The sequence below is a fragment of the Rhizobium arsenicireducens genome (assembly GCF_964021225.1).
In genome coordinates this window covers 3,400,058-3,422,500 of sequence record NZ_CAXHYK020000001.1, presented here as the reverse complement: position 1 = coordinate 3,422,500, position 22,443 = coordinate 3,400,058, and the positions used below count along the sequence as shown (strand labels likewise).

16 protein-coding genes, 1 tRNA gene, 2 rRNA genes and 1 pseudogene (1 of these 20 running past the window's edge) are annotated in these 22,443 nt (G+C 61.8%); 4 read left to right on the top strand and 16 right to left on the bottom strand.

All coding sequences use genetic code 11. The annotated features are described in order from the left end of the window. The 3 genes from ACWPVA_RS16950 to ACWPVA_RS16940 form a co-directional block, all read left to right on the top strand. Window positions 1-1,544: ribosomal RNA gene (locus ACWPVA_RS16950) — 23S ribosomal RNA — on the top strand; it begins 1,258 nt to the left of the window's first position. A 236-nt stretch (window positions 1,545-1,780) separates the two neighbouring features. Continuing rightward, window positions 1,781-1,895: ribosomal RNA gene (gene rrf / locus ACWPVA_RS16945) — 5S ribosomal RNA — on the top strand. Window positions 1,896-2,106: 211 nt separating this feature from the next. After that, window positions 2,107-2,183: transfer RNA gene (locus ACWPVA_RS16940), tRNA-Met, on the top strand. Between the two features lie 270 nt (window positions 2,184-2,453). Here ACWPVA_RS16940 and ACWPVA_RS16935 read toward each other — a convergent pair. The 16 genes and pseudogenes from ACWPVA_RS16935 to ACWPVA_RS16860 form a co-directional block, all read right to left on the bottom strand. Beyond that, a pseudogene (locus ACWPVA_RS16935) lies at window positions 2,454-3,601 on the bottom strand (IS3 family transposase). A gap of 146 nt (window positions 3,602-3,747) precedes the next feature. Continuing rightward, complete coding sequence (locus tag ACWPVA_RS16930) at window positions 3,748-5,931, bottom strand: TRAP transporter permease (protein WP_454288791.1); 2,184 nt, start codon at window positions 5,929-5,931, stop codon at window positions 3,748-3,750. A 134-nt stretch (window positions 5,932-6,065) separates the two neighbouring features. Then, window positions 6,066-7,043 (bottom strand): TAXI family TRAP transporter solute-binding subunit, encoded by a 978-nt coding sequence (locus ACWPVA_RS16925; RefSeq protein ID WP_454288790.1) that lies wholly within the window; start codon window positions 7,041-7,043, stop codon window positions 6,066-6,068. A 612-nt stretch (window positions 7,044-7,655) separates the two neighbouring features. Beyond that, a complete protein-coding gene (gene ngg / locus ACWPVA_RS16920; protein WP_454288789.1) occupies window positions 7,656-9,437 on the bottom strand; it encodes an N-acetylglutaminylglutamine synthetase in 1,782 nt (593 codons plus the stop codon). Between the two features lies 1 nt (window position 9,438). Further along, window positions 9,439-11,214 carry an N-acetylglutaminylglutamine amidotransferase gene (locus ACWPVA_RS16915; RefSeq protein ID WP_454288788.1) on the bottom strand — a complete coding sequence of 592 codons (1,776 nt, stop codon included), beginning with the start codon at window positions 11,212-11,214 and terminating at the stop codon, window positions 9,439-9,441. A gap of 348 nt (window positions 11,215-11,562) precedes the next feature. Then, the gene (locus ACWPVA_RS16910) at window positions 11,563-12,720 is read right to left on the bottom strand and encodes an osmoprotectant NAGGN system M42 family peptidase (RefSeq protein WP_454288787.1); all 1,158 of its coding nucleotides are present in this window, start codon (window positions 12,718-12,720) and stop codon (window positions 11,563-11,565) included. A 160-nt stretch (window positions 12,721-12,880) separates the two neighbouring features. Then, a complete protein-coding gene (locus tag ACWPVA_RS16905; RefSeq protein ID WP_454288786.1) occupies window positions 12,881-13,759 on the bottom strand; it encodes a F0F1 ATP synthase subunit gamma in 879 nt (292 codons plus the stop codon). Beyond that, complete coding sequence (locus ACWPVA_RS16900; protein ID WP_454288785.1) at window positions 13,746-15,284, bottom strand: alternate F1F0 ATPase, F1 subunit alpha; 1,539 nt, start codon at window positions 15,282-15,284, stop codon at window positions 13,746-13,748. The genes ACWPVA_RS16905 and ACWPVA_RS16900 overlap by 14 nt, the downstream gene beginning before the upstream one ends. Window positions 15,285-15,294: 10 nt before the next feature. Beyond that, the gene (locus ACWPVA_RS16895; RefSeq protein WP_454288784.1) at window positions 15,295-16,089 is read right to left on the bottom strand and encodes a F0F1 ATP synthase subunit B family protein; all 795 of its coding nucleotides are present in this window, start codon (window positions 16,087-16,089) and stop codon (window positions 15,295-15,297) included. A gap of 4 nt (window positions 16,090-16,093) precedes the next feature. Continuing rightward, window positions 16,094-16,384 (bottom strand): F0F1 ATP synthase subunit C, encoded by a 291-nt coding sequence (locus tag ACWPVA_RS16890; RefSeq protein WP_454288783.1) that lies wholly within the window; start codon window positions 16,382-16,384, stop codon window positions 16,094-16,096. Window positions 16,385-16,386: 2 nt separating this feature from the next. Further along, window positions 16,387-17,103, bottom strand: a complete 717-nt coding sequence (locus tag ACWPVA_RS16885; RefSeq protein ID WP_454288782.1) for a F0F1 ATP synthase subunit A — start codon at window positions 17,101-17,103, stop codon at window positions 16,387-16,389. Beyond that, entirely contained in the window at window positions 17,094-17,396 is a 303-nt protein-coding gene (locus ACWPVA_RS16880; protein WP_454288781.1) for an N-ATPase subunit AtpR, read from the bottom strand. Before ACWPVA_RS16880 ends, ACWPVA_RS16885 begins: the two co-directional genes overlap by 10 nt. Before the next feature lie 30 nt (window positions 17,397-17,426). Continuing rightward, a complete protein-coding gene (locus ACWPVA_RS16875; protein ID WP_454288780.1) occupies window positions 17,427-17,726 on the bottom strand; it encodes an AtpZ/AtpI family protein in 300 nt (99 codons plus the stop codon). 5 nt (window positions 17,727-17,731) lie between these two features. After that, complete coding sequence (locus tag ACWPVA_RS16870; RefSeq protein WP_454288779.1) at window positions 17,732-18,091, bottom strand: F0F1 ATP synthase subunit epsilon; 360 nt, start codon at window positions 18,089-18,091, stop codon at window positions 17,732-17,734. A 13-nt stretch (window positions 18,092-18,104) separates the two neighbouring features. Beyond that, window positions 18,105-19,508 (bottom strand): F0F1 ATP synthase subunit beta, encoded by a 1,404-nt coding sequence (gene atpD / locus ACWPVA_RS16865; RefSeq protein WP_454288778.1) that lies wholly within the window; start codon window positions 19,506-19,508, stop codon window positions 18,105-18,107. Between the two features lie 283 nt (window positions 19,509-19,791). Continuing rightward, complete coding sequence (locus tag ACWPVA_RS16860; protein ID WP_454288777.1) at window positions 19,792-21,651, bottom strand: SLC13 family permease; 1,860 nt, start codon at window positions 21,649-21,651, stop codon at window positions 19,792-19,794. A gap of 230 nt (window positions 21,652-21,881) precedes the next feature. On the opposite strand from ACWPVA_RS16860, the gene ACWPVA_RS16855 reads away from it, so the two are divergent. Then, complete coding sequence (locus ACWPVA_RS16855) at window positions 21,882-22,439, top strand: cytochrome b (RefSeq protein ID WP_454288776.1); 558 nt, start codon at window positions 21,882-21,884, stop codon at window positions 22,437-22,439. Window positions 22,440-22,443 lie beyond the last annotated feature (4 nt).

Sequence of the window (22,443 nt, the reverse complement as noted above, 5' to 3'; positions counted from 1 at the left end):
GGGTACCTGTGAGGGGCCCTGGAGGTATCGGAAGTGCGAATGTTGACATGAGTAACGATAAAGGGAGTGAGAACTCCCTCGCCGAAAGACCAAGGGTTCCTGCTTAAAGTTAATCTGAGCAGGGTTAGCCGGCCCCTAAGGCGAGGCGGAAACGCGTAGTCGATGGGAACCACGTTAATATTCGTGGGCCTGGTGGTAGTGACGGATCGCACAAATGGTACATTCTTATTGGATTGAATGTGCTGTGGAGCGGTTCCAGGAAATAGCTCCACCCTATAGACCGTACCCGAAACCGACACAGGTGGTCAGGTAGAGTATACCAAGGCGCTTGAGAGAACTATGCTGAAGGAACTCGGCAAATTGCACGCGTAACTTCGGAAGAAGCGTGACCCCATTTTACGCAAGTAAGGTGGGGTGGCACAGACCAGGGGGTAGCGACTGTTTATCAAAAACACAGGGCTCTGCGAAGTCGCAAGACGACGTATAGGGTCTGACGCCTGCCCGGTGCTGGAAGGTTAAGAGGAGAGGTGCAAGCTTTGAATCGAAGCCCCAGTAAACGGCGGCCGTAACTATAACGGTCCTAAGGTAGCGAAATTCCTTGTCGGGTAAGTTCCGACCTGCACGAATGGCGTAACGACTTCCCCGCTGTCTCCAGCATAGACTCAGTGAAATTGAATTCCCCGTGAAGATGCGGGGTTCCTGCGGTCAGACGGAAAGACCCCGTGCACCTTTACTATAGCTTTACACTGGCATTCGTGTCGGCATGTGTAGGATAGGTGGTAGGCTTTGAAGCGGGGACGCCAGTTCTCGTGGAGCCATCCTTGAAATACCACCCTTATCGTCATGGATGTCTAACCGCGGTCCGTTATCCGGATCCGGGACAGTGTATGGTGGGTAGTTTGACTGGGGCGGTCGCCTCCGAAAGAGTAACGGAGGCGCGCGATGGTGGGCTCAGACCGGTCGGAAATCGGTCGTCGAGTGCAATGGCATAAGCCCGCCTGACTGCGAGACTGACAAGTCGAGCAGAGACGAAAGTCGGTCATAGTGATCCGGTGGTCCCGCGTGGAAGGGCCATCGCTCAACGGATAAAAGGTACGCCGGGGATAACAGGCTGATGACCCCCAAGAGTCCATATCGACGGGGTTGTTTGGCACCTCGATGTCGGCTCATCGCATCCTGGGGCTGGAGCAGGTCCCAAGGGTTTGGCTGTTCGCCAATTAAAGCGGTACGTGAGCTGGGTTCAGAACGTCGTGAGACAGTTCGGTCCCTATCTGCCGTGGGTGTAGGAATATTGACAGGATCTGTCCCTAGTACGAGAGGACCGGGATGGACATATCTCTGGTGGACCTGTTGTCGTGCCAACGGCATAGCAGGGTAGCTATATATGGAATGGATAACCGCTGAAGGCATCTAAGCGGGAAACCAACCTGAAAACGAGTGTTCCCTATCAGAGCCGTGGAAGACGACCACGTTGATAGGCCGGGTGTGGAAGTGCAGCAATGCATGAAGCTTACCGGTACTAATAGCTCGATTGGCTTGATCGTTCTCATTGACCATGCTCATCAGCGCGCCTCAAGGCGCGATGATGATGCTGTTCTTCTGTCCTGACGCTGTCGCGGCTTTGCCGCTTCGCTCCGGACGGGCCGCACCATCAGGTGCGACGGCCGCTTGGCCTTGCGGAGCTTCGCTCCGACGCCCGATCAGAAGAAAAAAGACGTGTTCTAAAAGACAAACGAGGCAAACGCCTCTACCAGCTTCTCAATGTTTTGCCCTTAGCCGACCTGGTGGTCATGGCGGGGCGGCCGCACCCGTTCCCATTCCGAACACGGCCGTGAAACGCCCCAGCGCCAATGGTACTTCGTCTCAAGACGCGGGAGAGTAGGTCGCTGCCAGGTCTGCTAAGTGCAAAACAAACATCTTCTCATCCAAAATCTCTACGGCCCATCGCCGACCAAGGGCCGCTCGCAAAGCGGCCCTCTTGCGTTCGAATAGTCGTCGATCAAAGCATAACGTGGGGTGGAGCAGCCCCCGCCGGCCCGCAGAAGGCAAATGCCTTCGAGCACCGGCAAACAAAAAAACGGGCAATGCCCGGCGCTCAAACAATAACGCGGGGTGGAGCAGCCCGGTAGCTCGTCAGGCTCATAACCTGAAGGCCGCAGGTTCAAATCCTGCCCCCGCAACCACTGAAACTTGTAACCGCCGCCATGAAGCTTCCTCCTCAGTGAGGACAGCCCGAAACCGGTTCAGATAACCCAACTTCTCTTCGCTTCCCTTGAACTCACCCGCCCTAACCCGGCGGGCGAACTCGTTTGCGTGCTGTTGACGCACACCTGCGCTGTATTCTTGAAACGCCTGCATTGAGGCGAGGATAGAGGCCCACCGGCCAATGACGGATAGCTCCTGCTCTGGGACCAAACTTTGGACCGCCGGGAATTAGAGTTTTCCGGCTCTGATCACGATGGCTGGCTGGTTGCGCCACCGGGATTATGCAGGGCAATCGGGACGTTGTATCCGATCGCCGAGTGAGGACGTTCCTCGTTGTAGTATCGACGCCAAGTCTCCAACTTTTCGCGCGAATCCGCAAGGGTCAGGAACCAATGGGCGTTCAGACACTCCGCGCGTAGCTCGCAGTTGAATGCTCCGATGAAGCCGTTGTCGGTCGGCTTGCCAGGCCGTGAGAAGTCCAGGGTGACGTTGTTGGCATAGGCCCACAGGTCGAGATCCCGGGAGATGAACTCGCTGCCATTGTCCACCCTGATCGTCTTCGGATAGCCGGTCTTCCGGCAGATGCCTTCCAGTGTCCGGGCCACATCCTCGCCGCGGTAGGTGAAGCGTGCATCGGCTGCAGGGCAGTAGCGCGAGTGGGTGTCGACCACGGTCAGGATGCGCAGCTTCTTGCCTGTCGCGAGCTGGTCGTGAACGAAGTCCATCGCCCAGACGTCGTTCGGTCCGACCGCCTCCTGGCGATCCTCCCTGAGCTTTGCCTTGAGCCGACGCTTCGGATGCTTGTTGCGCAGTTGAAGCCCTAACTCGCTGTAAATCTTGCGTGTCGTTCCGCCGGACAAACGATTCACTGGATCGTTTGTTCATCCGGCTCCAATCATGTTGATCTTCCAGCCATCTCGGCGCAAATGCACATGGACGCGCCGATAGCCATACCGCACGCGTCTCTCGCAAATCTCCTTGATGCGTCGTTCGAGTGGGGCCTGTCCGGTGCGGCGGAATTTGTAGTGGTAGGTCGATGTATCGAACCTCAGGACCTTGCAGGCCCGTCGGATTGATATGCCCCAATCCACCAGCATCCCGTCGATCAGCTTGCGCTTCCGGACAGGCCTCAGAGCTTTCGCCGGATGACGTCCTGCAGCATCTCGCGGTCCAGCGTCAGATCCGCGACGATCTTCTTCAATCTCGAATTCTCATCTTCCAGAGCCTTCAATCGGCGCATCTCGTCGGGCAGCAGCCCTCCATACTTCTTGCGCCAATTGAAATAGGTTGCCTGGCTGATCCCCGCCTTCCGGCAAATCTCCGCCACCGGCACGCCGTCGTCGCCCTGCTTCAAAATGAACGCCTTCTGGGCGTCCGAGAACTTCGATGCCTTCATGCTTCCGCTCCTTTTCCCAACCGGGAAGTTATCGCGGAAAACTCCAGCTATGAACGGTCCAGTTTTTGGGGATCAGAGCAATCGAGGAGTTTTTTTGTTTCTGTGACGTTGCCCCCCGTAAAGGCCCGGCCGCGACGGTCGCCAATTCAGTCGGATCCGCGAGCAATCACGGATGGGGTAACCAAGCGTTTCTGGTAGGCAAAGAGCGCAAGGCCGATGACGAGACCGATTGCATCCGAGATCAATCCGCCCTGGATCATGCCGAGTGCTCCAAAAAGCAGGACCACGCGCAGTGCAGCGCCCATGCGGCCGAAGTACCAGCCCTGGACCGCTGCGGCGAGCATGTAGATCCCAACACTTGCGGTCACGAATACATGCAGGATTTCCATCCAGGTGCCCTGCATTAGCAATGCCTGTGAATAGAAGAACATGAACGGAACGACAAAAGCGGCAAGGCCGATCTTGAAGCTCTCGACAGATGTCTTCATGGGATCCGATCCTGATAAGGCCGCCCCCGCATAGGCTGCCAGCGCCACTGGCGGCGTGATCGCTGACATGACTGCGAAATAGAAAACGAAGAAATGCGCGGTGAGAACCGGAATGCCGAGATTGACCAGACCCGGCGCCACCACAGCCGCCGCCACCGCATAGGCGGCCGTCGTCGGCATGCCCATTCCGAGCACGATTGCGATGCACATGGCGAAGAACAGCGCCAAAAGCTGGTTCTGTTCGGCGATGCCGAGCAGAAGGCTGGAGAACCGCGCGCCGACACCGGTCAATGCGATCACACCGACGATAATGCCTGCGCAGGCGCAAACCGCGACAAGCTGGATCGACATGCGTGCTGCCAGGTCGAGGGCTCTGGCGAAAAGCCGCGGTCCCATGCGGTGCGGCGTCAGCCAACTGACCATTGCCGCCGCCGCCATCGACACCGTGCCGGCTCGGATGACGGAATAGCCAGCGAACAGCGTATAGATCAGGATGATAATGGGGATGAAGAGATAGACCTGCTTGAGGAGCTCCTTGAAGATCGGGAGTTCCTCCTTCGAAAGACCCTTCATGCCAAGTTTGGTGGCCTGGAGATCGACCATGAAATAGACCGAAGCAAAGTAGAGTACCGATGGAATGATCGCCGCAATCACGATATCGGTATAGGGAATGCCGGTCACCTCGGCCATGATGAAGGCACCCGCACCCATGATCGGCGGCATGATCTGCCCACCCGAGGAGGCTGCCGCCTCGACTGCAGCGGCTGTCTTGGCCGGATAGCCGACTTTCTTCATCAGCGGTATGGTCAAGGACCCCGTCGATACCACGTTGCCTGCCGACGTCCCGTTAATCATGCCCATCAAACCAGAGGCGAAGACTGCGACCTTTGCCGGACCTCCGCGCGCGCGGCCCGCCGCAGCAAAGGCGAAGTTGACAAAATAATCACCTACTTTGGACGCCTGCAGGAATGCCGCAAACGTGATGAACAGGATGATGTAAGTCGATGATACCGCCACCGGATCGCTCAGAATGCCCTGGTCGGTGAAGATATAGGTGAAGAAGCGAGGGGCATCATATCCGCGATGGGCGAGGAACCCAGGCAGGTAGGGTCCGGTGAACGCGTAGAGGATGAAGATTGAGGCTATAACGACCAGCGCCAGACCGGCGACACGCCGTGTTACCTCGAGGATCAGGAATACACCCACAAGCGCGGCGAAGAAATCCGCCGGCTGGGCGAGTGCCGTGCCTGCGCGCAGGCGAAGCGGCCCGACGTTGAACAGGATATAGCCAAGAACGGCGATCGCCGCGACGCCAAGGGCATAATCCGCCCAGTGGATGCGGCTCCTGTTTCGATCAGGGAAGAACCAGGTCGCGAATAGCGCGGCGACAGAGCCGACGGCCAAGGGAATTCCAAACGTCGTGAAGACGAAAGCCGGCGGCCGCGCAAGACCGGCCAGCCAGTGGCCCGCCCAAGCGTAGGTGACCATCGCGAAACCGTAGCCTATCCCGCCAATTCCGGCGGCCATCAACAGCCACTCAAGCGGATGACGGCGGGAGACCTTGACTTCTTCGTCGTGCGGCAGTTGCGCGGCGGAATAGATGAGGAAGCCGAGAAACAGGCCGCCACAGACATGAATGAGGCGATAGGTCCAGGTTTCCAGAGGATAGAGGTTCATGACCCCGATATGGAAAGTCGTGTAGGCGATGCAGAGGACGATGATCGCCTTGTTCAACCAACCGGTATGAAGCCTCTGGTTGCTCGCAACTGGTTCCTCGTCAACGTTGCGCGCCAGGATTGGGCCTGTGCCTTGGGGCGCAGTAGCCGTGTCAACATGTGTCATGGTTATCTTTCCCGAAAAGAATACCGAATGAGGCACGAAGCCGGCGGCAGCTCTCGGCTGCCGCTCAACGCTTCAACTCGAGGCATGCACTGTCGAATGGACGCCACTCGCTTCAGGCAAAAGGCCGAGGGCGCTCATTCGCCCTTTAATTCGGCCGGGATCGTTATGCCCTTTTCCTCGAAGTAGCGCACGGCGCCCGGGTGGAACGGCAGGAACGTGTTCTTTTCGATATTCTGGGCGATTGTTTCGGCGGCCGTGGCGTGGATCTGGATCATGCGATCGTTGCTTTCCATCACCAGCTTGGTGATCTCATAGGCAAGCGATTCCGGCATTTCGGCGTTGGCCACCGCGAAGTTCCAAAGGCTGACAGTGCCTTGCGGGTCGGGGAAGCCCTGGTAGAGCCCACCGGGCACTTGGAAGGCAGCCAGCTCCGGCATGGCTTCTAGGATCTTCTTCTGCTCGTCAGCGGTGAAACCGAAGATGTTCACCGGATTTTCAGCAGCAATCTGCGCGAAGGCCGAGATGGGTACGCCGGCCGCAAAGGCGAAGGCGTCGATGAGGCCGTCCTTGACTTGCCCGGTGGCATCGTTAGCGCCCGAGAAAGAGACATTGGGCGCTACTCCGGCCGCTTCGAAGAAACGGGGCCAGTAGGTCGCAGCTGTCCCACCGGCCGGGCCTACTGAAACGCGCTTTCCGTCCAGATCAGCCACAGTATTGATGCCGGAAGACTTGAGCGCCACCACCTGGAATGGCGTCTGGTACATCGGGAACAGCGCGCGCAGCTTCTTGTGTTCGACGCCTGGTGCCAGTTCGCTGGCGCCCGTCCATGCTTGGTAGGCTGGACCCATCGTGACAAGACCCATCAGGTGGTCACCGGTTTCAATAAGCGTGGCGTTCTGAACGGGGCCACCTGTAACTTCTGCGGAAGCGTTGATGCCCAGCGTCTCGGTTATGAGACCCGCAAGACCGGTACCATAGATGAAGTAGGTTCCACCCTGGCTGGCCGTGCCGATGGTCATGCTGCCCGGCCAGTCACTCTTATCTTGAGCGGCGACTGGAGAGCTGAAGAACAGAGCCACGGTACCGACCGCAGCAAGAATAGACTTGTGCATTGAATCCTCCCAAAATCCTCACTTAGGCTTGACCCGAGTATCCTCACGAACAGGGATCGCGTGCAACCGAAACCCTTACCGAGAATCAAAGCAATGCAGGCAGCGGCGCCGGCCCGCCGACCTCCCCATTTTTCCAGACCTGATGGGTGGATTACGTAACATTACGGTCGGCAGCGGGTCGGAATCCACCCACTCTTGCCAGTGCGGTGGGTGGGGATAACAACGTCACGAAGACCTTTGCATCACGGCCTCGTCGAAAACCACCTGCACTGCCGCTCGGGTGATCGAATTGGAAGTCTTGGCAATCCAGCCCAACGTGTCCCTCGCGGTCGTTCCCGGATTGTTTGTAGCCGCCGAACGGGCTGCCGCAGCTGTGAAATGAGCGGGTCTCCACCATGCATGACATTCCCGGCCACGGCCTCACCCTCCCACGCAACCGATCTGGCAAGAATCCTATCACGAGCACGATGCCGCTTGAGTTCTAAGCAGGGTACCGGGAGGAAAGGCGGAGATAGAAACGAAACACTGTCGCTGGCAAGGACTAAGCCCGCTTGACGTCCGCCCACCCCCCGGAAGCCGATGATCATTCTTGCCGGGGCATGAGCGCCAGCCCTACCGTCCGCTGCGGCTGCCAGGGAAGAGAAGTTCGACGAAGCGTTCGGCGGTCGGCTGCGGCTCGTGGTTCGCAAGCCCCGGCCGCTCGTTCGCCTCGATGAAGACATAGTCGCGCTCCGTCGGATCCTTGACCAGCAAGTCAATGCCGACCACCGGAATGTCGATCGCCCGGGCGGCCGAGCACGCGGCTTCGACGAGGTCCGGATGGACGGTCTCCGTGACGTCGTGAATGGACCCGCCGGTGTGGAGATTGGCGGCCTTGCGAACGGTGATCTCAAGCCCATCCTCGAGGACCGTGTCGAGGGCGAGGTCCTGCTCGGCAAGGCAGCGCTCCGTTTCGGCGTCGAGCGGAATCCGGCTTTCCCCGCCGGTCGCCGCCTCTCTGCGGCGCGACTGCAGTTCGATGAGTTCTCGGATCGCGGTGCGGCCGTCGCCGATCACGCGCGGCGGGGTGCGCACCGCGGCGGCAACCAGCTTGTAGTCGATGATGACGAGACGCAGGTCGACCCCTTCGAAACAGGCCTCAAGCAGGACGCGATCGCAGACCCGGCTGGCGGCCTCGATCGCCTCTTCCAGCGTTTCCATGGTGGTGATGCCGACGGCGATGCCGCGGCCTTGTTCGCCGCGTGCCGGCTTGACCACGACCTTGCCGTGTTTTTCGAGGAAAGCCTCAAGCGCCTTTCGGTCCGAGCCTGCCTGGATCTGGTCCGGAACGGAAAGACCCGCGGCGGTCACGACCCGGCGGGTGATGGCCTTGTCGTCGCAGATCGACATGGCAACCGCCGAGGTCAGTTCCGACAGGCTTTCCCGGCAATGGATGGACCGGCCGCCATGGGAAAGGCGGAAGAAACCGCCCTCGGCGTCCGTGATCTCAACGTGGATGCCGCGCCGCGTCGCCTCGTCCACGATCAGGCGCGCATACGGGTTGAGGGCCTCGTAGGATTGGTGCGGCATCGCGAAGAACTTTTCGTTGATCGCGTTCTTCCGCTTGACGGCGAAGAGCGGCACACGACGAAAGTTCAGCTTCTCGTAGAGCTTTTTCGCCGGCTCATTGTCGTGCATGACGGACAGGTCGACATGGGCAAGGCCCCGCGCCTGGAAGTGCTCAGCAAGCTTTCGTACAAGCTTTTCACCGATCCCAGGCTGGCGCGCCTGCGGATGGACCGCGAGGCACCAGAGCGAGGCGCCGCCCTCGGGATCGTCGAACAGCCGCTGGTGGTCGATGCCAGTCACCGTGCCGACGATCTCCCCGGTCGCGTCGTCCTGGGCCACAAAATAGCTGAGCGAGCGGTTGTCCCGCTCGGAGGAGAAGAAGTCCGGCCGGATCTGCACCATGCCGCAGGCGGCATAGACACGGTTGATGGCCTCGGCGTCAGCCTCCGTCGCGAGACGGCGGATCGTGATGCCCCGTGCGGGGCGGGACCGGGCGCGGTAGGTCGAGAGATCGAGGCGGTAGGTATGCGAGGGATCGAGGAATATCTCCTGCGGGGCCAGCGACAGCAGCACATGCGGCTCGTTGACGTAGAAGGCGATGTCGCGGCTCGAGGGAGCCTCGCCGCGCAATTCGCAGAGCAGGGCAGCATCGTCGAAGGTCTGGGAAAAGAGCAGCCGCCCCCAGCCGCAGTCCAACGTCACGTCCTTCCGGGTCGTAGAAGTCTCGGCCGGTCCGAGATGCTGTCCCGGCCGAGCCTGGGTCCGAAGCCGCTTCAGGCGGTGGCTCACGGCTGTTGTTCCTTTAGTCCGCGAGCGCGGCAATGCCATTTCTCCGTCCTTTTCCATCTTACACTCCCTGTTCCTGAAGCCACAGCTCCAGAAGGCCCACTTGCCAGAGTTCCGAGCCGCGCAGAGGCGTGAGGTGGTCCGAGGGCCGGCTGAACAGGCGTTCGAGATAAGCTTGCCGGAAGAGCCCACGTTCCCTGGCCTTCTGCGAACCCAGCACGTCGCGGATCATCTCCAAATAGGGACCGTCGATATATTTGAGCTGAGGTACGGGGAAGTAACCCTTCTTGCGGTCGATCACTTCGCTCGGAACGATTTTGCGCGCCACGTCCTTGAGGATGCCCTTGCCGCCGTCGCGCAGCTTTTCGTCTGGCGGAATGCGGGCGGCGAGCTCCACCAGTTCATGGTCGAGGAAGGGCACGCGCGCTTCCAAGCCCCAAGCCATGGTCATATTGTCCACGCGCTTGACGGGATCGTCCACCAGCATGACGTTGCTGTCGAGGCGAAGCGCCTGATCGACCGGGGTGTCGGCGCCCTTGCGCAGGAGGTGTTCGGCGAGAAATTCGCCGCTGACGTCGCTCCTGCCGAAGGCCTTCTCGGAGAGCTGCGTCGAAAGCGTTTCATGCGAGCGGTCGCGGAAGGCCCGGCCGTAGTCGGAAACCACGTCGTTGGAGTTCACGAGCGGTGGATACCAGTGATAGCCGCCAAAGACCTCGTCTGCACCCTGGCCAGACTGCACGACCTTGATGTGTTTCGAGACTTCCTTCGACAGCAGGTAGAAGCCGACATTATCATAGGAGACCATGGGTTCCGACATGGCCGCGATGGTGCCGGGCAGCGCGCCCATAAGATCGGCGGAGGGCACGAAGATCTTGTGGTGATCGGTGCCGAAATGAGCGGCGATGAGATCGGAATAGACGAACTCGTCTCCCTTCTCGCCGTTCGCCTCCTCGAAGCCGACCGAAAAGCTCATCAGTCCCGTCTGGCCGGCTTCCGCGAGAAGGCCAACGATCAGGCTGGAATCGACGCCCCCCGAGAGAAGGACGCCAACGGGAACATCGGCCACCATGCGCCGCTTGACGGCAATGCGCAGCGCATCCAGCAGGCGCTCCTGCCATTCCTCGCGTGAGACGGCCCGGTCCTCCGGCCGGCGATGGTAGGCCGGATCCCAGTAACGGTGGTCCTTGAACATGCCATCGCGCCCGTAGACGCGGATCGTGGCCGGCGGCAGTTTGCTGACGCCGGCAAGGATGGTGCGCGGCGGCGGCACGACCGCGTGAAACGTCATGTAATTGTGCAGGGCGTCGGTATCGATCGACGTGTCCACGCCGCCTGCCTTGACGATTGCCGGCAGGGTCGACGCGAAACGCAGGGCGCCATCGACTTGCGCCAGGTAGAGCGGCTTGATGCCGAAGCGGTCGCGGGCCATCACGACGCGGCCGGTGTCGCGCTCGTGGATGACGAATGCGAACATGCCGTGGAAGCGGGAAACGCATTCCTCGCCCCAGGCGTGCCAGGACTTGAGTATGACCTCGGTGTCTCCCTCGGAGAAGAAGCGGTAGCCTTTGGTCTCGAGCTCAGCCCGCAGTTCGCGGAAATTGTAGATGCAGCCGTTGAAGACGAGGGTAAGACCGAGTTCGGGATCGACCATCGGCTGCTGCGACTTTTCGGAGAGATCGAGGATGCGCAATCGTCGATGCCCCAGTCCCACATTTTCGCGAACCATGATTCCCGAGGAATCCGGGCCGCGAGGGGCGAGAACATCCGCCATGATCGAGACTGCCGAAACCGACGGCGAGCCCCCGTCGAACCTGACTTCTCCGCATATTCCACACATGAAACGGGTCAAAACCTCCGTTGTTGGTACCATGGAAAGGCATCGGGGCCGTGGATGATCCGCGGCCCCGATGCGATGATACTAGAATGCTCGGCGCGGCCAGATGTTCCCCCTGCCCTCCTATTCGATCGCCTGAGCAGCAGCGAGCGCCTCGGCGTAGATCGGTCGCGCCGGTGTCAGTTTGCGACGACGGAGGAGAAGTTGAAGGAGAGGGGGAGGGTTCGGTGGGATAGCTCGGGTGATCCTCGGGCAGCATGCGGTCGGACAGCAAGATTGGGATACTATCAGCGTCCAGATTAAACCGGCGCGGAAACCGCATTCGAATCTCAGGCGAGCCACCAAGGCTAGTTAGGGCGCGTTCTGTTCGTTAGCCTTCAGAACCTGTTCGGCCTCTTGGACCTCCTGACGGGTGAAGCCGCGCAGTCCCGACACCTCCTCGGCGTCGCGCTCGATTTGCACCTCGCTGGAGACGTAGTGGATGGTCAGGCGGGCGACCGACATCAATGCGTGAAGATGGATGCGTTCATAGCCGTGCGAGGCATCGAGGCCGAAAGTGAGGAGCGCGGTTCGGACGTCGTGACCCGCCTCCACGGCGGAGGCGGCGTCGGAACGGTAGTATCTAAAGACATCCTTCTGGACAGGGATGTCGTACTCGCGGCAGAGCTGGTGGAGCTTCTTCGACAGGTGGTAGTCGAAGGGCCCGGTCTGATCCGCCATGGCAAGCGTCACGCCGAATTCCTGGGAGTTCTGCCCGGGCGCCGTCGTGCCGTTGTCAATGGCGACAAGGGAGGCGATCTCTGGAACCAGCGCCGCTGATGCGCCGACGCCGACTTCCTCACCGATCGTGAACAGCCAGTAGGTATCGACCGGCGTTGCTATATTCAGCCGCTGCATGCATTCGAGCGCGGCCAGCATGACGGCCACGCCCGCCTTGTCGTCGAGGTGGCGGGAGACGATGAAGCCATTTTCCAGAAATTCTGGTTGCGGGTCGATCGCGACAATGTCCCCGACGTCTATGCCGAGCTGGACGAGGTCGTTGTGGTTGCGCGCGAGCGCATCGACGCGCAACTCGACATGGGGCCAGCCGGCCGGCTGGGTGTCGACCTCGTCGTTGAAGGTGTGGCCCGACGCCTTGAGAGGCAGGATCGAGCCGCGATAGGTTCCTTTCGCGGAAAAGACCGAAACCCGGGCGCCTTCTGCAAACCGGGCCGACCAGTGGCCGATGGAGACGAGTTCCAGCCTGCCGTTTTCCTTGAGCGCCTTGACCTGGGCGCCGAGCGTGTCGAGGTGGGAAACGATGCCTCGCGCGGGACGGGTCGCAGCACCCGGTCTCAGCGCCCGGATGGCGCCTCGGCGGGTCAGTTTCACCTCGAGGCCGAGCCGCTCCAGTTCGCTCGCCGTGTAGCGCACGGCCTCGTCGGTAAAGCCGGTCGGACTCGATATTTCCAGCAGCGCCTTCAGGTGACGGGTCAGATAGTCGGAGTCGATTCTGATCGGCTGTTCCATGTCCCTCTTGTCGCAACCGTCGCCCGTAAGGTCAACGGGCTTCGGGCGGATGACCGCAGACAGCCCCTCGGTGGGAGGCCTAAGCCTGGTCAAGTGCTGGCCGTTTTTGGGACCGCCGATGGCACGCGCCGCTCGGGAACGTCACTCGGCACGTGCCTGCTCAATCCTCCGTGCGGATGGCTTCGTAACCTGACACTAGGTCAAGAAGTTCGCGGGTAATTGTCTCTTGCCGACGGAGGCGGTAAAGCTGGCGCAGGTCGTCGCGCCGCTCCTCGATGTTGCGCTCTGCGGCCTGCATCGCAGCAAGCCGCGAGGCGTGTTCGCTGGCCAGCGCCTCGGCCAGGGCGCGATAGATCACAACGAAAAGCCGCTGCTGCACGAGCCACGACATGAGCCGGTCGGGATCCATCCGGAACAGCGGCAGCGACCGACCTGGCCAGTCTGCCTCGGACAGCTTGCGCAGATAGCTGTCGGGCAACGGCAGTAGCCGGTGAGCTTGCGGCTTTGCCGTGTTACGGCCCTCGCGACGATTGTGCAAAAGCCAGACGTGCCCGACCCGCTCGAGCTGCATCCAGCGGTCGACCTCTACGATTATGGTCTGGACCAGCCGCGACAATCCTTCGACCGAGCCCGGCAGGGTATGAATTGTATCGGCACGCCGCCCACCCGCTTCGAGCCGGGCCGCAACGCGCCCGCCCACGACCACCAGAACCATTGGCTGATCCTCCATCCGGGCTTGGGCAAAGCGGGTGATCTTGTCGTTGTAGCCACCGCAAAGCCCGCGATCCGAACCGATCACGATCATGACCTCGCGCGCGGTCCCGCTGTCGGCGCCTCGCAGGGGCAGGCCAGCTTGCCAGCGCTGGCGCAAAAGCGCCATCAGGCCCAGCTCGACGGTTCGAGCGTAATCCGCCATCGCCGCTTCGGCGTGTTCGTATTGCCGGATGCTGACCGAGGAAAGGGCCTTCATCGTGCGCACGATGGATTGAATGTCACCCGTCGTCTTGAGCGCGTCGGACAGGTTTTCAAGCGTGTCCATCGTCCGCTCCCTTTTGATCTGGCGCCGAGAGTGCGTCGCGCATCAATTCGATCAGCGCTCTACGATCCTCGTCGTCCAGCTTCGCACCCTCCACGATGCGGGCGCAGATACCGGGCGCCTGTGATCGCATGGCCTCGCGCACCGTCCGTTCGGCCTCGGCGACGGCTTCTGGCGCCAGATCGTCGAACAGGCCCTCCGTCGCTGCCAGCAGCGTCGCGATCTGCTCGGGCACCTCGATATGGTCGTGCTCGCGCTGCTTGAGAACCTCGCGCACCCGCACACCACGGGTCAGCTTGCGGCGCGTTTCGGCGTCGAGCTGGGTGCCGAATCGGGCGAAGGTCTCCAGCTCCTCGAACTGCGCATACATTAGCCGAAGATTGCCCGCGACGGCGCGGAAGGCGGGCAGTTGCACCTTGCCGCCCACCCGGCTTACCGAGGTGCCGATGTCAATGGCCGGCAGATGCCCCTTCTCAAAGAGAGAGGGGGACAGATAGACCTGCCCGTCGGTGATCGAAATGAGGTTGGTGGGGATGTAGGCGGAAATGTTCTGTGCCTGCGTTTCGACCACCGGCAAGGCGGTGAGCGAGCCGCCCCCATGTTCCTCGCGCAGCTGGGTGGCGCGTTCCAGCAGGCGAGAATGGATGTAGAAGATGTCTCCCGGATAGGCCTCGCGCCCGGGCGGGCGGCGCAACAGGAGAGACAGCTCGCGGTAGGCGCGGGCGTGGCGGGTAAGGTCGTCGTAGACAATCAGCACGTCCCGACCCTCGGCCATGAAATGCTCGGCCATGGAGGTCGCGGCATAGGGGGCGACGAATTGCAGTCCCGGCGCATCCTCGCCGCTGGCCACGACAACGATGGTACGGTCCATAGCGTCGCCTTCGCGCAGGCTCTGGATGACGCGCGCCACGGCCGAGGCACGCTGGCCGATGGCGCAGTAGATCGAAATCACGCCAGTATCACGCTGATTGAGGATCGCATCGACGGCGATGGCGGTCTTGCCCGTCTGGCGGTCGCCCAGGATTAGTTCGCGCTGGCCACGGCCGATGGGGATCGCGGCATCGACCGCCTTGATCCCGGTCTGTAGCGGTACCTGCACCGGCGCGCGATGCATGATCGGGGGGGCCGGCTGCTCGATAGGCAGGAAACCTTCCGGGTCGATGGGATTGCCTCCATCGAGCGGTCGACCCAGTGCATCCACCACCCGACCGATCAGAGCAGAACCCACCGGCACATAGACCACCTGACCCGTGCGGCGCACCGGATCGCCTGGTCGCAGGCTCATAGTCGCGCCCAGAACGATGACTTGCGCGCGATCCTCGCTCAGGTTCGAAGCGATCCCCATCACGCCGCCGGAGAAGGCCAGAAGCTCATCTGCGCGCAAGTCGGTAAAGCCCGCGACCTGCGCCACACCATTCCCCACCGACACGATGTGGGCGATCTCGGCTCGCTCTATTGCAGGGCTGACCCGGGTGAGCGCGTCTTCGAGCGGCGCGAAGAGACCGACGTGCAGATTGTCGAAGGTCATCATGTCCCCCTCAGCCTGTGGCCGGCGCGCGGCCGCTGCCCTGATGGCCGCTGCCTTCGATCACCTCGTCGAGCGTTGTTTCGAGCCGGTGCAGGAACCGCGAGGCGGACCATTCGACCATTTGCTCGCCGATGGTCAGGCGGATGCCCAGCAGCAAATGGTCATCCTCGGTATAATCGACCTCGATTTCCTGGGCGATACAGTCGCGGATCGCGCGGGTAATCTGGCCTCGAGCACCCGGTTGGAGCACGACGGAGCTTTCCACGCGAGCAGGGCCCTGTGCACGGCTCGCGGCGGCCGACAGTTTTTCCCGCTCGCCGGCGTCGAGTGCAGCGAGGCGGTCGGCGAAGGTGCCGGCCACCTGTCCGGCAAGGTCGCTGCCCGCATAGTCCTTGAGCACGCGCCCGACGATGTCGATCACCTGATGGCCGGCGCGCTGCCGCAGTTGGGCGGTAAAGGCCTCGCGCTCGTCCTGTAGATGCGCCTGCCACGTGCTGCGCTTGACTTCTATCTCCTCGCGGATGTCATCCTCCAGTCGGGCGCGCAGGGCGGCGGCCTCCTGCCGGGCCTTGCTCAGCATCTCTTCCCGCTCTGCCTCCAGCGCCTGCTGCTGTTCCCGCAAACGGCCTGTTTCGGCCTCGACCTCTTCGCGTGCGACCTTCGCCTCGGACAGCCGGGTCTGGATACGCTCTTCCCTCCGGGCCATGGCCTGAGTGATGGGGCGGTAGAGAAACCGCTGCAGCAGCCAGACGAGAACGAGGAAATTGACGATCTGCGCCGCGACGGTCAGCCAGTCGATCTGCATGGGATCAGCCTCCCGGACCCTGTGTGGCGGTTACGACGGCGAGGTTTGTGAACGGGTTGGCGAAGATCAGGATCATCGACACCACGAAACAGTAGATTGCTGTGGATTCGATCATCGCGAGGCTGACGAACAGGGTCCGCGTGATCGTGTTGGCGGCGTCGGGCTGCTGCGCGATTGCCTGAAGGGCCTGCGAGGCGGCGCGCCCTTCGGCCAGTGCCGGGCCGATCGAGCCGATGGCGATGGTCAGCCCGGCGGTAAAGATCGAGATCACCGCAACCCATGTTGCTGCATCCATAATCAGTCTCCTCTTCCTTCTGTTTCCTTTATCGCGGCCGGGTGGTCGGGCTCGCGCTGGCTGCGGCTTGCCGAGCCGATATAGACCATCGCGAGGATCGCGAAGATGTAAGCCTGGATCAGGCCGGTCAACAGACCAAGCAACTGCATCACGACCGGAAAGAAGAAGGGTGCGACGCTGATCAAAATACCGACGATCACCGTTCCGCTCATGACATTGCCATAGAGGCGCACGGCCAGCGCAATGGTGCGCGAGACCTCGCTCACGAGGTTGAAGGGCAACATCAGTGGCGTCGGTTGCAGATAGGTGCGCAGATAATTTCCGAGCCCCCGCTTCCCGATCGAAAAAAGCGGCACTGCGATCAGCACGCAAATCGCCAGCGCCGCCGTCGTGGAGAGCGAACCGGTGGGCGGCTGGAAGCCCGGCACCAGCGCCAGTACGTTTGCGGTGGCAATGAACAGAAACAGCGTCCCAATGAACGAAAGGTAGCGATCAGGATCGTCGGCGCCGATCTCATCGATCTGGCCGCGGATGGCCGAGATGATCACATCCAGTAGCGCCTGCCAGCGCGAGACGGTTTCGCCCTCGCTCAACCGCGACGTGACGGCCCAGGAGCCGAGAATCAGCAGTGCCATCACGACCCATGTGAAGGCGATCGTGGCGTTGAGCTGAACGCCTCGCCATTCGTAGAGAACCCAGGCGTCGGGGCTTATTTCCATAAAGCGTCTCCCGGCGTTCCGCGACCCATGAGACGCGTCGCGGCGAACCGTACGGCGACGAACCCGGCCAGCGCGGCAACAATCCCTCCCGCCGGGACTCCAAGCACGGCTGCTGCGGCCAATGCGCCGAGCAAGAGCGCGCCGCGCGCAAGCCCGAGCCCGACGAAGACCAGTACGCCGCCCCGATCCTGCGGCAGCCGCCGTACGGCCAACCACAGTAGGCCCAGATAGGCGCCACCGAGCGCGGCCCCCGCTAGCGCGGCGACAAGAAGCGAAAGCACCGAAACGCTCATCGTGGCCCTCCGCCGAACTGTCTGTCCCGATCAGTCATCGCGTCCCTCCCGCTGGACCCAATACCACGCGTTCATCGCGCCGACTGCCGCGCCGGTGATCAAGAGGGTCAGCGTCCAGGACACTTCGCCCGGCCAGCGCCGGTCGATCCAGATTCCCAGCGCAATGCCCGCAACGATGGGAATTGCGACGGACCAGCCCACCAGCCCGAACATGCCCAGCCCGTACCACGCGCTCTCGCGGCGGCGCTTTCGGGATTCCTCCATCCGCTGCGCCTTGCGCGCGATGGTTTCCGTTTCAGTCTCCGTTTCGCCGCGGCGTTCACCGGTCATGTCCATCACATCCCCAAGTCGCGGAAGCGGCGGATCATGCTGGCCTCGAGGCGCGCCAGCGCCGTGCGCGCCTCGCGCTCATCCTCATCGCGCTTGCGGAAATCGGCCTCCACTCTTGCCCGCAACTCGGCCAGATTGTCGCCCTCGACCGCACCGCGCACCGCAACACGTATCTCGTCGCCGCATTTCACCAGAGTGCCGGAATTGACTGCGACGAAGCGTTCGGCGCCCTCTGCGGTTTCATAGAGCAATATGCCCGGCACCAGTTCACTGACGAAATCGACATGGCCCGGAAGCATTCCGAAATGCCCATCGGGCGCCTCGGCCACCACGCGCCGCACCGGACGATCCACGCAGATTGCCATGGGGGTTATCACCTCAAGCCGCATCGCTCTCTCCCGATGGTTCCACTAGGTCCGTGATCGACCCGATCATGTAGAAATCGCCCTCGTCCCGGTCCCCGAATTCACCCGAGAGGATGCGCTCGCAACTGTCGAGCGTCTCCTCCAACGTGACGAAGCGGCCCCGATTGCCGGTCATCGCCTCGGTGGAAAAGAACGGCTGGGTCAGGAAGCGCTCAAACTGACGGGCCTGCCTGACGGTGGCCCGGTCGCGCTCGGACAGTTCCTCCAAGCCCAGCATGGCGATGATGTCCTTAAGGTCTTCGTATTCGGCCAACGTCGTGCGCACCGCACGTGCGACGCGGTAGTGACGCGGGCTGACGGTTCCGGGTGTCAGCATCCGCGAATAGGAACGCAGCGGGTCAATCGCGGGATACAGCCCCTCGGACGCCTTCTTGCGCGACAGCACGATCGAGGCCGAGAGATGGGCAAAGGTGTGCGTGGCCGCTGGGTCGGTGAAGTCGTCGGCAGGCACATAGACGGCCTGGATCGAGGTCATCGTGCCCCGGTTGGTAGAGCAGATGCGCTCCTCCAGATCGGCCAACTCGGTACCCAGCGTCGGCTGATAGCCCACCCGGCTCGGAATGCGGCCCAGAAGGCCCGACACCTCGGAGCCCGCCTGCACGAAGCGGAAGATGTTGTCGATCAGCACCAGCACGTTGCGGCGCATATCGTCGCGGAAATATTCGGCCATCGTCAGTGCCGCGTGGCCCACACGAAACCGAACGCCGGGGCTCTCGTTCATCTGGCCGAACATCATTACCGTGTTGTCCAGAACGCCGGCCTCTCCCATCTCGCGATACAGTTCCTCCGCCTCGCGCGAGCGTTCACCGATCCCGCAGAACAGGCTGACCCCGTCGTATTCGGCGACCATGTTATGGATCATTTCGGTAATCAGCACCGTTTTACCCACACCCGCGCCGCCGAAAAGCCCCGCCTTGCCGCCGCGCTCCAGCGGGCTGAGCAGGTCGATCGCCTTGATCCCGGTCTCGAAGATCGTACCTTCTACCCGCCGGTCGGTCAGGGGAACGGGCGCGCGCAGGATCGGTCGGCGCAGCATCTCACCCAGGGGCGGGCCATTGTCGATCGTCTCGCCGAAGAGATTGAACATCCGGCCCAGCACCGCCTCACCTACCGGAACGTCAATGGGGCCGCCGGTGTCGCGCACGGCAAGGCCAATGCGCAGGTCGGACGAGGGGTTCATGATGAGCCCGCGGGCGATTGTCTCGCTCGGCAGGCTGGCGACCTCGATGACGATTTCAGGATCGGTCAACGTCACCAGCCGGTTCGTGATCGCCGGCAGATCCCCGTCGAACCGAATATCGGCGATTCCACCGCCGAGTCTGACGATATGACCGATGCGCGTTTCGCGCTCCATCATCCCCCGCTTTCGTTGTTCTCTGACAGGTCGCAGTGGGCCGCGTGGTTTTCGCACAAGCCAGACCTGCTGACGGACACAAATTGACATGGACCCAACAGACGCCACTGCTTAACCTAACCTCCGAGGGAGATGAATGAAAGTGGCTCTTGCGTGACATCGCGCGCGGCGCCTTCCCGCCACAGGCAAGAGCGTCCGGAAGGTCGGTACTAGGCGATTGTTGGTTGCGACGAAAAAGAACAGCGAGAGCGTTGCCTCGTCGGTCCTCTTCGAGGATACCGGCGTCTCACAGTGGCCATACGATTAGCAGCAGCGGAATGCTGACCGCCGCCACCAGCACTTCGAGCGGCAGCCCGAGTTTCCAGTAATCGCCAAAGCCGAAGCCGCCGGGGCCGAGGATCAGGGTGTTGTTCTGGTGACCGATGGGGGTGAGGAAGGCGCAAGAGGCGCCGATCGCCACCGCCATGAGGAAGCTGTCGGGATTGACGCCGAGGGCGCCGGCGATTCCGATAGCAATGGGGCACAGCACTGCAGCGGTCGCGGCGTTGTTCATCACGTCCGACAGGAACATAGTGGTGACCAGGACCACGGCCAGTGCGGCGACCGCATTGCCTTGCGCGACAGTTTCAACCAGGAAACGTGCCAACACGTCCGCCGCCCCCGTGACCTGCATCGCGCCGGCTACCGGGATCAACGCCGCCAGCAGAACGATCACCGGCCAGTCGATGGCAGTATAGACCTGTCGTGGCGGCACTGTGCGCAACAGCATCGAGACGATTACGCCTAAAGTGAAGGCCACGGGCGCAGGCAGCAGTCCCAGCGTGACGATGCCGACCGATCCCAGCATGATCGCGCCCGCGATGATCGCCATGCGCTTGTCAGGGATGCGCAATTCGCGTTCGCCCAGCGGTACGCAACCGGTATCGCTGATGAAGTCGGTCATCACCTCGGCCGGCCCCTCCATCAGCAATAGGTCGCCGGAATTGAGCTTGAGCGTACGCAGCCGCGCTTTTGGCGGATGTCCTTCGTGTGAGACGGCCAGCAGATTAAGCCCGTAGCGCGTGCGCAGCCGCAAATCGCTGGCCGAACGTCCAACGATGGTGGATCCCGGTAGTACTGCCAGCTCGCGCAGCACGATATCTTCGTCGCGCTTCGGGCTTTCCTCGGCCTTACCCTCCCTGCCCCCATCCGTGCGGGCCGCTTGCGATGGTTCCTTCGCTGGCGTTCCCTCCTTCTTGTCCTTCTCTTCGGAGGAAGACACCTGCTCCTCCAGTTTGATGCCGAAAACCGACAGCGCTTCCGCCAGCGCGTCAACATCGGCCTCCAGCACTAGGATGTCGCCCGCGCGGATGCGCCGTCCGCCGTGGGGGGCGATCATGCGCACTTCGTTGCGCACAAGTCCGACGACCTGCGCACCACTGTCCTCGATCTCGCGCTCAAAAGCCCGCAGGGTCAGCCCGGCCGCCTTGCTGGCTTCCGGTACGCGCACCTCGGTCAGGTAGGACCCCGTTTCGAATCCGCCGTTGGCCGCCGACTTGCGCGCAGGAACGAGGCGCCAGCCGATCGCGGCGACGAAGGCCACGCCCACCAGTGCCACAGCCACACCCACGGGGGCGAAATCGAACATGGCAAAATGCCCCAATCCTGCCTCTTCCCGAAAATCGGAGACGATAAGGTTGGGGGGCGTGCCGATCAGCGTGGTCATGCCGCCCAGGATGGTGCCGAAGGCGAGCGGCATCAACGCCTGTCCCGGTGCCAGACCCAGCCTCTTCGAGAGCTGCACGGCGATAGGCATCAGAAGCGCCATCGCACCCACATTGTTCATGAATCCTGACAGCAGCGCGCCCAACCCCATCAGGGCGGCCATGCTGGCCAGCCGGCCGGTCTCGCGCGGTAGTACGGCGCGGGCCAGCCGGTCCACAGCACCGGTATTCTGCAGCCCTTGGCTGAGGACCAGCACGCAGGCCACCGTGATCACCGCCGGATGGCCAAAGCCCGCGAAGGCGTCAGCGGCCGGAATCAGCCCCGCGACGACACAGGCCATCAGCGCCATCAGCGCTACAATGTCGTGTCGAAACCGCCCCCAGAGGAACAGCGCCATGGTCGCGGCCAGGATGGCGAAGACAAGCATCTGGGGGTAGGTCATGGAAGCGGCTTTGCGATTATATTGCTTTGAAATGACCAGAAAAGGAGCGCGGGTTCAATGGACTATTTCACAGTCGGATACCTTGGAACTCCCTGCGGTCGTCTCAACCACGCCAGAAGTGGAGTGAAAGGGGCGCGCGTCGGGAGAACGTCATTGCGCTTGGTCTAGGCATGTGATCAGATTTTGTGAGGCGTTCATATCTCGAGACAATCATGTCCAGGATCAGTGAAATGAACATCCTTTCCAAGACGACCTGTCCGTCCGAAGCGGTCATCCGCGTTGAGCGCTATCCGGCGACGTCCCGCATTCTTCACTGGATCGTGGCGGTGCTCGTGCTTGCGACCTGGCCGTTAGGCTTCTTTATCCAGTTCACCAAGAAGGAAGTGTCGCTGGATTTCTACATGATCCACGAGAGCTTCGGCTTCCTTGTACTCTGGCTGATGCTGCTGCGCGTCGGCAACAAGCTAATCGCCCGGGCGCCGCATCCGGAAGGACCGGCGATCGAGCGCTTCGCGGCTTCCACGGTCCACGGCCTGCTCTATGTGTTCCTGATCATCATGCCCGTCAGCGGCTTCCTTGCCACGAATGCACACGGTTTCCCGCTCGTCTGGTTCGGCCTCGTACCGGTCTGGAGCCCGCTGGGCAAGGCGCCCGACATCGCCTGGACGTTATCGGCGATCCACGGCTGGAGCGCATGGATCCTTTTGCTGCTATTTGCGTTGCATATCGGGGCTGTACTGCTTCATCATGTGATCAAGCGCGACAACACCCTGTACAGGATACTCTAGGGCC

Bases quoted from the DNA above. Each gene is read 5' to 3' on its own strand.
- ACWPVA_RS16930 (WP_454288791.1), bottom strand. From the start codon at position 5,931: ATGACACATGTTGACACGGCTACTGCGCCCCAAGGCACAGGCCCAATC.
- ACWPVA_RS16925 (WP_454288790.1), bottom strand. From the start codon at position 7,043: ATGCACAAGTCTATTCTTGCTGCGGTCGGTACCGTGGCTCTGTTCTTC.
- ngg (WP_454288789.1), bottom strand. From the start codon at position 9,437: ATGGAAAAGGACGGAGAAATGGCATTGCCGCGCTCGCGGACTAAAGGA.
- ACWPVA_RS16915 (WP_454288788.1), bottom strand. From the start codon at position 11,214: ATGTGTGGAATATGCGGAGAAGTCAGGTTCGACGGGGGCTCGCCGTCG.
- ACWPVA_RS16910 (WP_454288787.1), bottom strand. From the start codon at position 12,720: ATGGAACAGCCGATCAGAATCGACTCCGACTATCTGACCCGTCACCTG.
- ACWPVA_RS16905 (WP_454288786.1), bottom strand. From the start codon at position 13,759: ATGGACACGCTTGAAAACCTGTCCGACGCGCTCAAGACGACGGGTGAC.
- ACWPVA_RS16900 (WP_454288785.1), bottom strand. From the start codon at position 15,284: ATGACCTTCGACAATCTGCACGTCGGTCTCTTCGCGCCGCTCGAAGAC.
- ACWPVA_RS16895 (WP_454288784.1), bottom strand. From the start codon at position 16,089: ATGCAGATCGACTGGCTGACCGTCGCGGCGCAGATCGTCAATTTCCTC.
- ACWPVA_RS16890 (WP_454288783.1), bottom strand. From the start codon at position 16,384: ATGGATGCAGCAACATGGGTTGCGGTGATCTCGATCTTTACCGCCGGG.
- ACWPVA_RS16885 (WP_454288782.1), bottom strand. From the start codon at position 17,103: ATGGAAATAAGCCCCGACGCCTGGGTTCTCTACGAATGGCGAGGCGTT.
- ACWPVA_RS16880 (WP_454288781.1), bottom strand. From the start codon at position 17,396: ATGAGCGTTTCGGTGCTTTCGCTTCTTGTCGCCGCGCTAGCGGGGGCC.
- ACWPVA_RS16875 (WP_454288780.1), bottom strand. From the start codon at position 17,726: ATGACCGGTGAACGCCGCGGCGAAACGGAGACTGAAACGGAAACCATC.
- ACWPVA_RS16870 (WP_454288779.1), bottom strand. From the start codon at position 18,091: ATGGCAATCTGCGTGGATCGTCCGGTGCGGCGCGTGGTGGCCGAGGCG.
- atpD (WP_454288778.1), bottom strand. From the start codon at position 19,508: ATGATGGAGCGCGAAACGCGCATCGGTCATATCGTCAGACTCGGCGGT.
- ACWPVA_RS16860 (WP_454288777.1), bottom strand. From the start codon at position 21,651: ATGACCTACCCCCAGATGCTTGTCTTCGCCATCCTGGCCGCGACCATG.
- ACWPVA_RS16855 (WP_454288776.1), top strand. From the start codon at position 21,882: ATGAACATCCTTTCCAAGACGACCTGTCCGTCCGAAGCGGTCATCCGC.